This window comes from Nocardia sp. NPDC004718, from assembly GCF_053601535.1.
Window position 1 is genome coordinate 59914 of the sequence record NZ_JBSGCA010000023.1, and the last position, 14730, is coordinate 74643.

Annotated in this window: 18 protein-coding genes; 5 read left to right on the forward strand and 13 right to left on the reverse strand. The window is 69.9% G+C overall.

Annotated features, from left to right (window positions below; all coding sequences use genetic code 11):
• The first annotated feature begins 1 nt into the window (after position 1).
• Entirely contained in the window at positions 2–565 is a 564-nt protein-coding gene (locus ACWEH3_RS19005) for a DivIVA domain-containing protein (RefSeq protein ID WP_355070472.1), read from the forward strand.
• A 36-nt stretch (positions 566–601) separates the two neighbouring features.
• On the opposite strand, the gene ruvB is transcribed toward ACWEH3_RS19005, so the two are convergent.
• From ruvB to ACWEH3_RS19030, 5 genes are all read right to left on the reverse strand, one after another.
• On the reverse strand, positions 602–1684 hold the full coding sequence (gene ruvB / locus ACWEH3_RS19010) for a Holliday junction branch migration DNA helicase RuvB (protein ID WP_450021970.1): 1083 nt from the start codon (positions 1682–1684) through the stop codon (positions 602–604).
• 6 nt (positions 1685–1690) lie between these two features.
• Entirely contained in the window at positions 1691–2296 is a 606-nt protein-coding gene (gene ruvA, locus ACWEH3_RS19015; protein WP_379251071.1) for a Holliday junction branch migration protein RuvA, read from the reverse strand.
• Positions 2293–2862, reverse strand: a complete 570-nt coding sequence (ruvC, locus tag ACWEH3_RS19020; protein WP_379251073.1) for a crossover junction endodeoxyribonuclease RuvC — start codon at positions 2860–2862, stop codon at positions 2293–2295. The genes ruvA and ruvC overlap by 4 nt, the downstream gene beginning before the upstream one ends.
• Before the next feature lie 82 nt (positions 2863–2944).
• On the reverse strand, positions 2945–3397 hold the full coding sequence (locus tag ACWEH3_RS19025; protein WP_450021967.1) for an acyl-CoA thioesterase: 453 nt from the start codon (positions 3395–3397) through the stop codon (positions 2945–2947).
• 97 nt (positions 3398–3494) lie between these two features.
• Complete coding sequence (locus tag ACWEH3_RS19030) at positions 3495–4010, reverse strand: O-acetyl-ADP-ribose deacetylase (RefSeq protein WP_450021965.1); 516 nt, start codon at positions 4008–4010, stop codon at positions 3495–3497.
• A gap of 117 nt (positions 4011–4127) precedes the next feature.
• On the opposite strand from ACWEH3_RS19030, the gene ACWEH3_RS19035 reads away from it, so the two are divergent.
• Complete coding sequence (locus ACWEH3_RS19035) at positions 4128–5564, forward strand: alpha/beta hydrolase (protein WP_450021963.1); 1437 nt, start codon at positions 4128–4130, stop codon at positions 5562–5564.
• Between the two features lie 20 nt (positions 5565–5584).
• Here ACWEH3_RS19035 and ACWEH3_RS19040 read toward each other — a convergent pair whose 3' ends face one another.
• On the reverse strand, positions 5585–6556 hold the full coding sequence (locus ACWEH3_RS19040; protein ID WP_450021961.1) for a GlxA family transcriptional regulator: 972 nt from the start codon (positions 6554–6556) through the stop codon (positions 5585–5587).
• 96 nt (positions 6557–6652) lie between these two features.
• On the opposite strand from ACWEH3_RS19040, the gene ACWEH3_RS19045 reads away from it, so the two are divergent.
• Together ACWEH3_RS19045 and ACWEH3_RS19050 are read left to right on the forward strand one after the other, a co-directional pair.
• Entirely contained in the window at positions 6653–7588 is a 936-nt protein-coding gene (locus ACWEH3_RS19045; protein WP_450021994.1) for an NADP-dependent oxidoreductase, read from the forward strand.
• 42 nt (positions 7589–7630) lie between these two features.
• Entirely contained in the window at positions 7631–7837 is a 207-nt protein-coding gene (locus ACWEH3_RS19050; RefSeq protein ID WP_355070461.1) for a DUF5988 family protein, read from the forward strand.
• 184 nt (positions 7838–8021) lie between these two features.
• On the opposite strand, the gene ACWEH3_RS19055 is transcribed toward ACWEH3_RS19050, so the two are convergent.
• The 3 genes from ACWEH3_RS19055 to ACWEH3_RS19065 form a co-directional block, all read right to left on the reverse strand.
• Positions 8022–8774, reverse strand: coding sequence for a YebC/PmpR family DNA-binding transcriptional regulator (locus tag ACWEH3_RS19055; protein WP_355070459.1), 753 nt, complete (start codon positions 8772–8774; stop codon positions 8022–8024).
• A 118-nt stretch (positions 8775–8892) separates the two neighbouring features.
• On the reverse strand, positions 8893–9549 hold the full coding sequence (gene pdxT, locus ACWEH3_RS19060; protein WP_450021958.1) for a pyridoxal 5'-phosphate synthase glutaminase subunit PdxT: 657 nt from the start codon (positions 9547–9549) through the stop codon (positions 8893–8895).
• Between the two features lie 75 nt (positions 9550–9624).
• Positions 9625–10446: an acyl-CoA thioesterase gene (locus ACWEH3_RS19065; RefSeq protein WP_450021956.1), complete on the reverse strand. Its 822-nt coding sequence runs from the start codon at positions 10444–10446 to the stop codon at positions 9625–9627.
• Between the two features lie 106 nt (positions 10447–10552).
• On the opposite strand from ACWEH3_RS19065, the gene ACWEH3_RS19070 reads away from it, so the two are divergent.
• A complete protein-coding gene (locus ACWEH3_RS19070) occupies positions 10553–11179 on the forward strand; it encodes a hypothetical protein (protein ID WP_450021954.1) in 627 nt (208 codons plus the stop codon).
• A gap of 111 nt (positions 11180–11290) precedes the next feature.
• On the opposite strand, the gene ACWEH3_RS19075 is transcribed toward ACWEH3_RS19070, so the two are convergent.
• The 4 genes from ACWEH3_RS19075 to pdxS form a co-directional block, all read right to left on the reverse strand.
• Positions 11291–12025 carry an SDR family oxidoreductase gene (locus tag ACWEH3_RS19075; protein WP_450021952.1) on the reverse strand — a complete coding sequence of 245 codons (735 nt, stop codon included), beginning with the start codon at positions 12023–12025 and terminating at the stop codon, positions 11291–11293.
• A gap of 178 nt (positions 12026–12203) precedes the next feature.
• Positions 12204–12701, reverse strand: a complete 498-nt coding sequence (locus tag ACWEH3_RS19080; protein WP_450021950.1) for a hypothetical protein — start codon at positions 12699–12701, stop codon at positions 12204–12206.
• Positions 12702–12864: 163 nt separating this feature from the next.
• Complete coding sequence (locus tag ACWEH3_RS19085; protein WP_450021948.1) at positions 12865–13752, reverse strand: LysR family transcriptional regulator; 888 nt, start codon at positions 13750–13752, stop codon at positions 12865–12867.
• A 24-nt stretch (positions 13753–13776) separates the two neighbouring features.
• Positions 13777–14679: a pyridoxal 5'-phosphate synthase lyase subunit PdxS gene (gene pdxS / locus ACWEH3_RS19090; RefSeq protein ID WP_195042546.1), complete on the reverse strand. Its 903-nt coding sequence runs from the start codon at positions 14677–14679 to the stop codon at positions 13777–13779.
• Positions 14680–14730 lie beyond the last annotated feature (51 nt).

Genomic DNA, 14730 nt, shown 5'->3' on the forward strand with positions numbered 1-14730 from the left:
AATGTCGCCCGTGACTCCGGAGGACGTGCGCCGCACCCGTTTCGCGACCCCGACGCTCGGGCATCGCGGCTATCACGCGGACGAGGTGGATGCCTTCCTCGAACTCGTCGCCGCGACGCTGGCCGGGCACGGCGTGCTCGCCGCCGACGATCTGCGGCATGTCGGTTTCGGCGCGCCCCGGCTCGGCCAGCGCGGCTACCGCGCCGACCAGGTGGACGAGTACCTCGACCAGCTGCGCGCGGAACTGGAGTTCCGGCAGCGCGGCGTCCGTCCGGTGCCCGCCGCGAACGGCAACGGCCACGCCATGCTCACCTTCGACGATGTGCAGCGCATGCGATTCAGCCAGGCCCCGGTGGGCAGGCGCGGATACAACGAGGAAGAGGTCGGCGCGTTCCTCGATCTGGTCGCCGCGACCCTCGCGCACGGCGGACCGGGCAGCCTCACCCTCACCGACGTCGAGGCCGTCCGCTTCACCGAGGCCCGCCTCGGCACTCGCGGCTATCAGCGCGACGAGGTCGACGCTTTCCGCGACTTGGTCGCCGCCGCCCTGCGCCATCGCCGCTGACCCGCCACCGCGGCCGCGATCACCCGAGCGCGCGGCTCATTCGAACAGGTCTAGCGTGGGGTGCGGCTCGCGACCGCGCACTTCGATGGAACCGAACACCAGGTCGGGCGGCGGAACGAGACCGAGATGCTCCCACGCGGCGGCGGTGGCGACCCGGCCGCGGGGTGTGCGCGCGACCATGCCCGCGCGAACCAGGAACGGTTCGCAGACCTCTTCCACGGTCGCGGCCTCCTCCCCGACCGCCACAGCCAAGGTGGACACCCCCACCGGGCCACCGCCGAAACTGCGGACGAGCGCGCCGAGCACCGCGCGGTCGAGCCGGTCGAGGCCGAGCACGTCCACGTCGTAGACCTCCAGCGCGGCCTGGGCGATGGGGCGGGTGATCCGGCCGTCGGCACGCACCTCCGCGTAGTCGCGCACGCGGCGCAGCAAGCGATTGGCGATACGGGGCGTGCCGCGTGAGCGACCCGCGATCTCGGCCGCGGCCTCCTCCTCGATGACGACACCGAGGATGTGTGCCGACCGTTGCAAGATGCGCAGCAATTCGCCGGGCTCGTAGAAGTCCATGTGCCCGGTGAAGCCGAAACGGTCGCGCAGCGGACCGGTCAGCGCTCCGGATCTGGTGGTGGCCCCGACCAGCGTGAACGGTGCGATATCCAGGGGAATGGAGGTCGCCCCCGGCCCCTTGCCGACGACGACGTCCACCCGGAAGTCCTCCATCGCCAGGTAGAGCATCTCCTCGGCGGGGCGCGCCATCCGGTGGATCTCGTCGATGAACAGCACGTCGCCCTCGACCAGGTTGCTGAGCATGGCGGCGAGGTCTCCGGCCCGCTCCAGCGCGGGACCCGACGTGATCCGCAGCGCGGTACCGAGTTCGGCCGCGATGATCATCGCCATGCTGGTCTTGCCCAGACCCGGCGGCCCGGACAGCAGAACGTGATCCGGTGTGCCGCCGCGCTGTTTGGCCCCGCGCAACACCAGCGCGAGCTGTTCGCGGACACGGGGTTGACCGATGAAGTCGTCCAGCGACTTCGGGCGCAGACTCGCCTCGATCTCGCCGTCGGACTTCAGATAGTTGGCGCTGACCTGCGATTCGTCGGGTTCCTCAGGATGGTCCATGACGCCTCACCGGTTCTTGCCGAGCAGGCCGAGCGCCGCCCGGAGGGCGGCGGAGGTGTCGGCGGCGGGCTGTTCCGCCAGCACCGCGTCGATCGCCTGTTCGGCTTGTCTGGCGGCGAAACCGAGGCCGACGAGCGCTTCGGTGACCTGGTCACGCACCGGGGTGACCACCGCGGCGGGCGCGGATCCGGGCGGGCCCGCGGGCACGGGAACGAGATTCACCTTGTCCCGCAGTTCCACCACCATGCGCTCGGCGCCGCGCTTGCCGATGCCGGGAACCCGGGTCAATGCCGCCACGTTGCTCTCGGCCAGCGCTTTGCGCAGCGCTTCGGGTTCGAGTACGGCCAGCACCGCCATGGCCAAGCGAGGCCCGACGCCCGAAACGGTCTGCAACAGGCCGAACAGGTCGCGGGCCTCGGTGTCGGCGAAACCGTAGAGGGTCATCGAGTCCTCGCGGACGATCATCGCGGTGTAGAGCCGGGTTTCCTCGCCGCGGGTGAGCCCGGCCAGGGTGGACGGAGTGGCATTGAGCCGGTAGCCCACGCCTGCCGCCTCGATCACCGCGTGGTCGAGGGCGATCTCCAGCACTTCACCGCGTACCGACGCGATCACCCGTGCACCGCCTTCCGTTGTTCGGCCAGCCGCTCCCGGTATCGGCGCTGCGCCGCGGCCGCCTTGGCCTCCGCCGCCGCCATCCGCTCCAGCAGCGGCGCTCGCCAACAATGGCAGATCGCCAGCGCCAGCGCATCCGCCGCGTCCGCCGGTTTCGGCGCGGACGGCAGCCCGAGGATACGGGTGACCATGGCGGTCACCTGCTTCTTGTCCGCGGTGCCGTTGCCGGTCACCGCGGCCTTCACCTCGCTGGGTGTGTGGAACGCGACCGGGATTCCCCGGCGCGCGGCGGCCAGCGCGATCACGCCGCCCGCCTGCGCGGTGCCCATGGCGGTACGGACATTGTGCTGAGCGAAGACGCGTTCGATGGCGACGGCCCCCGGCTCGTGGATGTCCATCCAGCGCTCGGCGGCGTCCGCGACCGCGAGCAGGCGCTGCGCCAGATCCATATCGCCGGGAGTGCGGACCACGTCGACGTCCACGGCGGTGACCTTCCGCCCCGATCCGCCCTCCACGATGCTGAGGCCGCAGCGAGTGAGTCCGGGGTCGACGCCCATCACCCGCACGACAACCCCTCTCGCAGACACGAACAACTGTTCGAAGTCTAGCGGAGGCTTCGCCTTTCGCCGTCCAGCGACACAGCCCCGGCTATTCGCCGACAGCCGCCGCTTCCCGCGCGGCGCCCGACAACCCCAGCAACTCCGGACGGCTCGCGCGGGCCGCCCACTGCCGCGCGGGATCGGCCACGAGGCGCCGCGCCGCCAGATCGAGCAAGCCGCTGACATTGGTCACCGTCGCGGCGACCACGCCGTCGGCGCGGGTCAGGACGTGCTCGACACGATAGGTCTTGCCGTCTCCCCACTGCCAGTCGCACGAGACGTCCACGGTGTCGCCACCGCGGAGTTCGCGCTGGAAGCGGAGCACGGTTTCCAAGTTGACCGGCCCGAGCCCGGACGCGATCAGCTCGTCCACCGACACGCCCGCCGCCCGAACACAGGCGAAACGGGCGTGATCGGCGAATTGGTGGTAGGCCGCGCCGGTGACGTGCAACTGGGGATCCAGGTCGGAGACCCGGATTTCGATGCGAGTACTGAACGACACGCGCCGACTATGCCAGCGGGGACCGACAAGTTCGGCCCACCGGTTCTGTAAACCTGCCGTACCCGTGACGAGACGGCGGCTGCCGGAGCAGGAGATCTCAAGTCCCGGAGACATGCCGCGCGAACGCACCGTGAGCCCGTTCGTCGAAGAGAACGAATCGCGCCTCCGATACCGCCGTCTCGGTCGTACGAACCGTGGCGACAGCGATTCGCGCCCCGTCGTCCATCGGCCAGCCGAAGATCCCCGTCGAGATCGCCGGGAAGGCGACCGTGCGCGCCCCCAATTCGTCCGCCACACGCAAGGATTCGCGATAACAGGAGGCCAGCAGAGCGGAGCGGTCCTCGACGTCCGACCACACCGGCCCGACGGTGTGGATGACCCACCGCGCGGGAAGACGACCCGCCGTGGTGGCCACCGCCGCTCCGGTGGCAAGTCCCGCGCCGTAGTGCGACGCCCGCAATCGGCGGCATTCCGCCAGGATTTCCGGGCCGCCGCGCCGGTGGATCGCTCCGTCCACTCCCCCGCCGCCGAGCAGCGACGAATTCGCCGCGTTGACCACCGCGTCGACCTCCTGTTCGGTGATGTCGCCGCGCACCAGGACGAGTTCGACCATGCTCGCATTCTGCCTCGCGCACCACGGACGGCACGACAATATTCGAAGGCCGGTCACACAGAAGGGCCTGAGCCGATTCACAGCGTCTCTCGAGGAACCGCCTGCACAATGCCGGACGTGCCGATACTCGCCGCGCCCACGTCTCCGGCGCCACCGCAGGTTCCCCCGGCGAGTCCGGCCTCGAACCAGCAGCACACCTTCCACCACGGGATCTCACTGCTGCACGGCTGGCTGCCGGTGACCGTCGCGCTCCTCGCCGCGGTGATCGTGCTGCTCGCCGTCGCACGGCGCGGCAGACGGTGGTGGCTGATCCAGCTGCCGGTCTGCGTGGCGCTCGGCGTCGCGGGAGCACTGGGCGCCGCGTGGTATGTAGCCGACGAGGGATTGGCCTCCGATCCGGCGCCCACCCGATTGTGGGCGTGGGTCGGCGCGACCGCCGCGGCCGTCGCCGTCGCGGTCGTCGGCTGGCCGGGCGCACGCTGGTGGCGGCGCGGGTTCGCGGTCCTCGCCATTCCGCTGACCCTGGTGAGCACCGGAATCGTGCTGAACCAGTGGGTCGGCTACTACCCCACCGTGCAGGCCGCCTGGGGCGCGGTCACCGCGGGTCCGCTCCCGCACGAAACCGACCTCTCGGCGTTGCCCGGCCTCCGGAACACCGCCGTCACCGACGGCAAACTGGTGCCGGTGCGCATTCCCGACGCGGGCAGCGGATTCCCGCACCGCACCGAATACGTCTACCTGCCACCCGCTTGGTTCGCCGGGCCGACCCCGCCCGCTCTGCCGGTGGTGATGATGATCGGCGGCGAGTTCAACACGCCGGCGGACTGGATCCGCAGCGGCCAGATCATGCCCGCCCTGGACAGCTTCACCAAGGCCAACGGCGGCCGCGCGCCGATCCTCGTCTTCGTCGACTCCAGCGGCAGCTTCAACAACGACACCGAATGCGTCGACGGCCCCCGCGGCGACGCCGCCGACCATTTGACCGAGGACGTGCCCGCCTATGTCGAATCGCGGTTCGGCGCCTCGGCCGATCCCGCGAATTGGGCGGTGGTCGGCTGGTCCATGGGCGGCACCTGCGCGGTGGACCTCGCGGTCATGCACCCCGATCTGGTCCACACCTTCGTCGACATCGCCGGTGACCTCGGGCCGTCGTCCGGCACCAAGGAGCAGACCATCGCCCGGCTCTTCGGCGGTGACGCCGCCGCATGGGCCGCGTTCGACCCGCTGACCGTCATGGCCGCGCACGGTCCCTACAGCGACGTCGCCGGCCTGTTCGACGACCTCGTCCCCGCACAACGCTCCGGCGACGGGAAGAGGCGCGCGCCCGTGCCGGACGACGACCGCGCGGGCCTCGGCGGCCATGACGGGATACCCGATTCCGGTGAGGTCGGAGCCGCCGACAAACTCTGCGCCGCGGGACGCTCGGTCGGCATCGATTGCACCGTCTACACCACCCAGGGCGGCCACACCTGGCAGTTCGCTTCGGCAGCGTTCACCTCGTCGCTGCCGTGGATCGCAAGCCGCGTGGGTCTGCCCGGCACGGCCGCCGACTGAACCGGTCGGCGCACCGGCGTTCAGCTCGCCGCGCCGCCTGCTCGTGCACGGAACGTACGCCGATAAGCCTGCGGTGACACGCCGATCGTGTCGGCCAGATGCTGACGCAACGAAGTCCCGGTGGCGAAGCCGACCTCGCCCGCGATGCGATCGACGGTCAGGTCGGTGGTTTCCAGCAGATGCCTGGCGCGGAAGACCCGCTGCTGGATGAGCCACCGTCCCGGGCTCATGCCGACCTCGTCGCGGAAGCGCCGGGCGAAGGTGCGTTTACTCATCCGGGCGCGGGCTGCCAGTTCATCGACGGTCAGCGGATGGCGCAGGTTCTCCAGGGCCCATTGCCGGGCCGCGGCGGTCCCGGCCGACGTCTCGGGCGGAACGGGTTGCTCGATGTATTGCGCTTGGCCGCCGTCGCGCCACGGGGGGACGACGCAGCGGCGCGCGACCGCGTTCGCGACGGCGCTGCCGTGATCGCGCCGCACCAGATGCAGGCAGACGTCCAGTCCTGCCGCGGCGCCCGCCGACGTGAGGACATCCCCGTCATCGACATAGAGCACGTCCGGGTCGAGGCGGACCCCCGGGAAGGTGCGCCGGAACAGACCGGCCTGATTCCAGTGCGTCGTGGCCGGTCGATCATCGAGCAGCCCCGCGGCCGCGGCGATGAAAGCGCCGGTACAGATCGCGACGATCCTGGCCCCCGCCGGAATCAGCGCGAACGCGTCGAGCACCGGCTGCGGCAGTGTGCCGGTAAGAGCCGTCGTGATGTCGCAGGCGGGCAGCACCACGGTGTCGGCGTTCCGCAAGGCGCGGCTGTCGTGGGCCACCGCGATGTCGAAATCGGCGGCGCTGCGCACCGGACGACCGTCGACCGAGCAGGTGATCACCTCGTATCTACCCGCGGCACTGCCGAACACCCGATTCGGGATACCGAGTTCGAAGGGGTAGACCCCTGCCAGCGCCAACACCACCACACGATGAGGCGCCGCCGAATCCATGGCATGATCATATCGAAGAATGGCAATCGTGCCATTTTCTTTGCCGTCGGATACCGGCAGGCTGAAGCCGTGACCGAAATCGACAGCACCGCGACCATGCGCGCGATCAGCCAGCAGACCCTCGGCGGACCCGAGGTGCTCACCGAAGTGAAACTGCCGCAGCCGGTTGCCGGCCCCGGCCAGATCCTGGTCCGGGTCCGCGCGGCCGGGCTCAACCCGACCGACTGGCGCCATCGCGCCACCGCGGGACTGTTCCTTCCCGAGCCGCCGTTCGTCCTCGGCTGGGACGTCTCGGGCGAGGTCGCGGCCACCGGCACCGGCGTCACCCTGTTCCGCCCCGGCGACGAGTTGTTCGGCATGCTCCCGTACCCGTACGGTCACGGTTCCTGCGCCGAATACGTCGTCGGCCCCGCCCGCGCCTTCGCCCCCAAACCGGCGGCGCTCGACCACACACAGGCGGCGGCGATCCCGCTCGCCGCGCTCACCGCCTGGCAGGCGCTGGTCGACACCGCCGGGCTCAGCCCCGGGCAACGCGTACTCATCCATGCGGCAGCGGGCGGCGTCGGCCACTTCGCGGTTCAGATCGCCAAAGCGCGCGGGGCGTACGTCATCGGCACCGCCAGCGCGCGGAACCACGCGTTCCTGCGCGATATCGGCGCCGACGAGGTGATCGACTATCGCGACACCGACGTCGCCGAGGCGGTCCGCGACGTCGACGTGGTGCTGGACTCGATCGACGACGACAACAGCATCCGGTCCCTGCGCACCCTGCGCCCCGGCGGACTGCTGGTGACGTTGCGGGCCTTCGGCGCGGTCGACTTGGCAGGCGAGGCGGAGGCGCTGGGCGTGCGCGCGATCCGGATGCTGGTGGAGCACGATCACGCGGGCATGCTCGCTCTCGCCGGACTCGTCGAATCCGGCGCGTTGCGCCCGGCGGTCGCCCGGTCGTTCCCGCTGTCCGCGGCGGCCGAGGCGCACGCGCTCGGCGATACCGGGCGAACCGTCGGCAAATTGGTACTCACCGTGCCATGAAATGTGCCACGATCAGGACCTTCGCGCTTCTACCATCCCAGGATGAGCAAAGGCGCAAAAGCAGTCCTCGAAGGCGGGCCGCACGATCTGCCCTCGCGCATCGTCCCGATCACCCCGCCCGGCGTGGAATTGAAGGTGCCGTTCCGCGGCGGATACGAGCACTTCAAGGTCAGTCAGCGGGAGCAGGACACGCCTGAAGGGCGGCTGCGCGTGTACGAGTGGTGCGACCGCACCGAGATCGCGGAGTGAGTCCGGCCCCACCTCCCCGGCAGCCGCAGCGCCGACCGGAAGGTGCGGGCGCGGGCGCCGAGCGGTGCGCTGGGAACCAGGAATGAACCCACTCGGGGCGGCCCGTACACAGACCGGCCGCCCCGATTTCGCGATTTCGCGCTCGGCATCCCGCCGTGCGGGAGTACGGCGCGCGGCCGATCGACTAGTCCTCGAGTTCAGCGAGCACGTCGTCCGGGATGTCGACGTTGGTGTAGACGTTCTGCACGTCGTCGCTGTCCTCGAGGGCATCAACGAGCTTGATCACCTTGCGGGCGCCGTCCACGTCCACCGCGACCGACACCGACGGCTGGAAGCCGGATTCGGCGGAGTCGTAGTCGATACCGGCGCCCTGCAGCGCGGAGCGGACCGCGATCAGATCGCCGGGCTCGCTGACGATTTCGAACGACTCGCCGAGATCGTTGACCTCCTCGGCGCCCGCGTCGAGCACGGCCAGCAACACGTCGTCCTCGGACAGCCCGTTCTTCTCCAGGGTGACGATGCCCTTGCGATGGAACAGGTAGGCCACCGAGCCCGGGTCGGCCATGTTGCCGCCGTTGCGCGTCATCGCGACCCGCACCTCGCCCGCGGCCCGGTTGCGATTGTCGGTGAGGCACTCGATCAGCACGGCGACGCCGTTGGGACCGTAGCCCTCGTACATGATCGTCTGCCAGTCGGCGCCGCCGGCTTCCTCGCCGCCGCCGCGCTTACGGGCGCGCTCGATATTGTCGTTGGGGACCGACGACTTCTTCGCCTTCTGGATGGCGTCGTACAGCGTCGGGTTGCCTTCCGGGTCACCGCCACCGGTCCGGGCCGCCACCTCGATGTTCTTGATCAACTTCGCGAACAGCTTGCCGCGCTTCGCGTCGATCGCAGCCTTCTTGTGCTTGGTGGTGGCCCATTTGGAGTGGCCGCTCATTCCCTACTTCCTTCAGGTCGGTGGCACGTCTGGTGGTGTGTACGGTACCGGCACCGCCGGGCGGACAACTTCTCCAGCCTACTCGGGCCTCCACCACGGCCGTACAGAGCGGCCCCGACTACGCGGCGGCCGAACGGACGATCTCCACGAACATGCGGTGCACCCGCAGATCGCCGGTGACCTCGGGATGGAACGACGTCGCCAGGACGTTGCCCTGCCGCACCGCGACGATCCGCCCCGCGGCGGGGCCATCCGGCACCGTGGCCAGCACCTCGACGCCCTCACCGGCCCGCTCGACCCACGGTGCGCGGATGAACACCGCTCGCACCGGGCCGTCGGTCAGGCCGGAGAACGGCAGGTCGGTTTCGAACGAATCGACCTGACGGCCGAACGCGTTGCGCCGCACCGTCATATCGATGCCGGACAGATGCTGGGCGTCCGGGCGGGTGTCGAGCACCTCCGAGGCGAGCAGGATCATGCCCGCGCAGGAACCGAACGCGGGCATACCGTCGCGCAGCCGCGCGCGCAGCGGCTCCAGCAGGTCGAAGGCCTGCAGCAGCTTGCTGATCGCGGTCGACTCGCCACCGGGCAGCACAAGCGCGTCCACGGCCGCGAGCTCCGCCTCGCGCCGGACCAGCACCGGCTCGGCGCCGCAGTGCGCGAGCGCGGCGACGTGCTCCCGGACGTCGCCTTGCAGCGCGAGCACGCCGATCGTGGGACGGGACCGCGCCTGTCCGGTGTCGGCGGCGGGTGCGGTGACCGAGGAAGCGTTCACGCCGGAAAGCTTACGAGCCGTACCGATGTGGGCCCGCTCACGGTCGGCCGCATCCGCGTCGCGATGGCCGCCGGGTCAGTCCTCCCGCAGCCTGCGGATGAGGCCTTCCTGCACCACGGCTGCGACCAGCGTGCCTTCTCGGGTGAAGATCTTGCCGCCGGTCAGCGCCCGGCCGAAAGCCGCTGACGGCGAGGACTGGTCGTAGAGCAGCCATTCGTCGGCGCGGAACGGGCGCAAGAACCACATCGCGTGGTCGAGCGAGGCGTTCTGGGTCGACTCGTCGGGATGGATCACCTTCGAGGAACCCAGCAGCGTCATATCGCTCATGTAGGCGAGGGTGCACACGTGCACGAGCGGATCGTCGGGCAGCGGGTGCCGGTAGCGGAACCACACCTGCTGCTGGGAAACCACACCATCGCGGCGGGACACTTTCTCGTGCGGGACCATGCGTATGTCCCAGTGTTCCCACTCCCGCATCGCCCATAGCCGTTCGGGCGTCATCGTGGTGCTGGCGTCGGGCAGATCCTCCGGCATCGGGACATCGGGCATGGCATCTTGATGCTCGGGCCCCTCGTCGCCGACGTGGAACGAGGCCGACATGGTGAATATCGCGGCCCCGTCCTGGATGCCGGTCACCCGGCGGGTGCAGAACGACCGCCCGTCCCGGATGCGCTCGACCTGGTAGACCGTCGGCTCCTGCGGATTGCCCGGACGGAGGAAATAGCCGTGCAGGGAGTGCACCTGAAATCGCGGTTCCACCGTCCGGACCGCGGACACGAGCGCCTGGCCGGCAACCTGGCCGCCGAACGTGCGTGCGAGCTGGGTCTTGGTGGACGCGCCACGGAAGATGTCCCGCTCCAGCCGCTCTATTTCCAGCGCCTCTTCGATTGTCGCCATGCGCTGAGATTATCCCGGCCGCTCACGGCGTCGCCGTTCGGCCGCCGGTGAACGCCTGGCAACGGCCCACGCCGCAGCGGCCGCCGCGCTTTGCTGAGATGGACGGGTGCCGCGCTTCCTGCCCATCACGCCCGACGCCCTCGTCACGCAGGTGATCCAGCCCGTGCTGACCGCGAACGCACACACGGTGATCGCCGTCGACGGCCCGGACGCCGCACAGCCGGTGGCGCTCGCCGACCGGATCGTGGAGGCGCTGCGCGATGCGGGCCGGTCGGCCCACGTGGTCTCCCTGCACGACTACGTGCGTCCCGCCTCGCTGCGCATGGAGTACGGCCGCACCGACGAGATGTCCTATCGCACCGCGTGGTTCGACTACGCCGCGCTGCGCCGCGAAGTCGTAGAGGCGCTGCGCGAGCACGGCCGGTGGCTGCCCGCGTTGTGGGACGAAGCCGCCGACCGCTCCGCGCGCGCCGCGATCCGCACGGCGCCGCCCGCGACCACCGTTGTCGTCGCGGGCCCGATGCTCGCGGGCCGCCACCTCGACGCCGACCTGATCCTCCGGCTGGACCTGTCCGAGGGCGCGCTCCGCCGCCGCACCCCGCCCGACGCGCAGTGGACCATCCCGGCCTTGCTGCGGCACGATGCCGAGAACCCCTACACGCCGACCTTCTTCGTGCGCTGGGACCACCCTGATCGTCCGGCGCTTCGAGTCGACCAGGACCGGACGAACTAGGGTCCCAGGTCCTTGCCGATTACCGCTCGAGCTCGGCTTCTGCGGTGAGGCACGATCTCATGATCGGATGCGCATAACCGCGTAGCCATATGCTTTTCCGTCGCCCGGCGGTCAGACCAGCCGATGCCCGCCGTCCACGTGCAGGACCGTGCCGGTGATGAAGGGATTGCGCATCACGCCCAGCATCGCCTGCGCGATATCGGAAGGGCGGCCGATGCGCCCGACGGGCAGGCGTGCGGCGAGCTGCTGGTGACGTTCGGTTTTCGCGGGCCCGGCGATGGTGTCCCAGATCGGTGTGTCGACCCACCCCGGCGAGACCACGTTGACGCGGATCGGTCCGAGCTCCAGGGCCAGCGCGTAGGCCAGCGAGGCGAGCGCGCCGTTGACCGCCGCCACCATGGCGCCGCCCGGCGCGGGCCGATACGCCGCGACGCCGGAAGTGAACGTCACCGAGCCGCCCGGGACGACCCGGGCGTGCTTGGCGAGCAGCATGGGGCCGATCAACTTGGCTGCAACGAGGTTCCGAGCCAGGTCGGCGTCGAACCGATCCAGCTGCTGATAGGCGCCGGTGACATCGGCGGCGGTGGTGACGACATGATCGACCGGCGCCGATTCGGCGAACAAACGCTCGAGGTCGGCTTCGCGGGTGATGTCCGCGACGACCGAGCGCACCGTGCCCGGCCCCGCGGACAAGGTGCGCTCCGCCGCGGCGAGCCGTTCGGCGGAACGGCCCGCGATGGTGACCTGCGCGCCCGCATTTATCAGCGATGCCGCCAGCGCGAGTCCCATGCCGGAGCTGCCGCCCACGATGACGACGCGTTCGGGTGTTGTGCTGCTTGCTGTCATGACTCCACCCGACCATCGCCGCGGTCGAGTGTCCATGTCGCACTGCCGAATACGCCTTAGGCGCGGGCTAACACCGCAGGCCGTGGACCGATTCGGCGCACGGACCGCGGTGGGTGGAGCCGACGCCGGTCACGACGAAACGAACGTCACCGCCCGCGCGCCGGGCCGGCTCCGGTCATCAGGCGGTGCAGGCCGGGGATTGCTGGTTCAGGTTGGCCAGCGCCTGGCAGGCCCAGGCCTTCTGCACCTTCCACTTGCCGTCCTCGAGGACGAACGGAACGTCGACCTGGTTCGCCTGCCCGTTGACGGTGAACGTGGCCTGGGCAGTGACCGTGTCACCGAAGGCAGTCACGCCCGTGACCACTGCCGTGGCGTTGGCCTGCTGAAACGCCTGGGCCAAGCGGTTGGGCAGGCCCGGATCGGCCTCGACGCCCTGCACGAGGTCGAGCTTCTCCTCGTTCGGCACCGCGGGGTCGAGCGCACGCTGCAGGTTGGCGTTGAGTTCTTCTTTGGTGGGCGGGGCAGGCACCTTCGCGGTCGCCGAGGCGGCGGCGGTGGTGGCGTGGGTGGAGTTGTGCGAATCGCTCTTGTCGTCGCTGCCGCAGGCGGCCAGGCCGAGGGCGGCCACGAGAGCCAGGCCCGCTGCTGCGATGCGTCCGGTCTTGAGAAGCTTCAACTGTTCGTCCTTTGCACTCGGATCGATCCGACGGTGATAGGGCGCGATATGGCCGGGACGGCCATCGAATGGCGAAGCTACTGAGCGTGATTGTGAGAACCATGAGACGACCTTCTGGCCGCCGTAAGAAGTGAACCTAGCATCGGAAGCGGTCCCGGCGGGCTCATTCCGGCGACAGTTCGGACGCCAGTGCCGCGAGCAGCGCCACGACGGCCGGATCGCGCACCGCCGCGCGCCAGGCGATCGCATACGTCACCCGCAGGGGCGCGTCACGTAACGGCCGCCAAACCAGACCGTTCAGTCCGTTTATGCGCGACGAGCTGAGCCCGATCGCGTCGGGACGTGACGGCAGCACGGCCAGCATCTGCGCATGGCCCATCGCGCTGTCGCTCAGCCGCACCGCCGCGCCGTGGTCGGCGAGCGTACGCAACAGGGCAGCATGCAGGCCCGCAGCGGATTCGCGGGAGAACAAGATCAACTCGTGCCCATCGAGCTCGGCCGGGTCCAGCGGCGCCGCCACCCCGGCGAGCGGATGCCGCTCGGACATCACGACGCCCAGCTCCTCGCGGGCCACCGGACGTTGCGCGAAGCGTTCGGGCAGCTCCACCGGGGCGCGGACCAACGCGATATCGACTTCATCGTCATCGAGAAAGCGCACCTGATCGGCGGTGGTCCCACCGGTGAGCACCATCCGGGCATCGGGCAGCGCGGCGGTGAGCAGGCCGCCGATGCGGGCGGGCAGCCAGGGCGGGACGCCGTTCAACAGCCCGAGACGCAGCACCGGGGCACCGGCGGCGGCAGCGCGCCTGGTCTCGCGCATCGCCTCGTCCATCGCGCGCAGCACGTTCCTACCGGAGCGCAGCAGCACCGCGCCCGCCGCCGTGAGCTCCACCCGCGGCTCCCGGACCAGCAAGGGGCCGCCGAGCTCCCGCTCCAGCACCTTGATCTGCTGGCTGAGCGTAGGCGTCGAGATGAACAATCGCTCCGCGGCCCGACGGAAGTGCAATTCCTCCGCCAGAACCACGAAGTACCGCAGCTGCCGCAACTCCACGCGGCCGACGCTACCGGCCGGAGATCACCAGCCGCGCTCGGCCAGTCGGTGCGGCTGGGCGATCTCTTCGACGTTGATGCCGACCATGGCCTCCCCGAGCCCGCGCGACACCTTGGCCAGCACGTCCGGGTCGTCGTAGAACGTGGTCGCCTTGACGATGGCGGCGGCGCGCTGCGCCGGGTTGCCGGACTTGAAGATGCCCGACCCCACGAACACGCCCTCGGCCCCGAGCTGCATCATCATCGCGGCGTCGGCGGGAGTGGCGATGCCGCCCGCGGTGAACAGCACGACAGGCAGCTTGCCCGTCTCGGCGATCTCACGGACCAGTTCGTAGGGCGCCTGCAACTCCTTGGCCGCGACGAACAACTCGTCCTCGGGCAGCGACGACAGGCGACGGATCTCCTGGCGGATCTTGCGCATGTGCGTGGTCGCGTTGGAGACGTCACCGGTACCGGCTTCGCCTTTGGAGCGGATCATGGCCGCGCCCTCGGTGATTCGGCGCAAGGCCTCGCCGAGGTTGGTGGCGCCGCAGACGAACGGCACGGTGAAGTTCCACTTGTCGATGTGGTTGGCGTAGTCCGCGGGGGTGAGCACCTCGGACTCATCGATGTAGTCGACACCGAGGCTCTGCAGGATCTGCGCCTCGACGAAGTGACCGATGCGCGCCTTCGCCATGACGGGGATGGAGACCGCGTTGATGATGCCGTCGATCATGTCCGGGTCGCTCATCCGGGAGACCCCGCCCTGGGCGCGGATGTCGGCGGGGACGCGTTCCAGCGCCATCACCGCGACCGCACCGGCGTCCTCGGCGATCTTGGCCTGCTCCGGCGTGACGACATCCATGATCACCCCACCCTTGAGCATCTCGGCCATGCCGCGCTTCACGCGGGCGGTACCGACGGTCTGGGTGGTCTCGGGGGTGGTCACGGCAAACTCCTCCAGGCAATGTGCGCCAATCGATCACTCGCATACGAACGT

Coding starts and splice junctions, on each gene's coding strand:
- ACWEH3_RS19005 (WP_355070472.1), top strand. CDS start 2: ATGTCGCCCGTGACTCCGGAGGACGTGCGCCGCACCCGTTTCGCGACC.
- ruvB (WP_450021970.1), bottom strand. CDS start 1,684: ATGGACCATCCTGAGGAACCCGACGAATCGCAGGTCAGCGCCAACTAT.
- ACWEH3_RS19065 (WP_450021956.1), bottom strand. CDS start 10,446: ATGGCGACAATCGAAGAGGCGCTGGAAATAGAGCGGCTGGAGCGGGAC.
- ACWEH3_RS19050 (WP_355070461.1), top strand. CDS start 7,631: ATGAGCAAAGGCGCAAAAGCAGTCCTCGAAGGCGGGCCGCACGATCTG.
- ACWEH3_RS19045 (WP_450021994.1), top strand. CDS start 6,653: ATGCGCGCGATCAGCCAGCAGACCCTCGGCGGACCCGAGGTGCTCACC.
- ACWEH3_RS19055 (WP_355070459.1), bottom strand. CDS start 8,774: ATGAGCGGCCACTCCAAATGGGCCACCACCAAGCACAAGAAGGCTGCG.
- ACWEH3_RS19075 (WP_450021952.1), bottom strand. CDS start 12,025: ATGACAGCAAGCAGCACAACACCCGAACGCGTCGTCATCGTGGGCGGC.
- ACWEH3_RS19030 (WP_450021965.1), bottom strand. CDS start 4,010: ATGGTCGAACTCGTCCTGGTGCGCGGCGACATCACCGAACAGGAGGTC.
- ACWEH3_RS19040 (WP_450021961.1), bottom strand. CDS start 6,556: ATGGATTCGGCGGCGCCTCATCGTGTGGTGGTGTTGGCGCTGGCAGGG.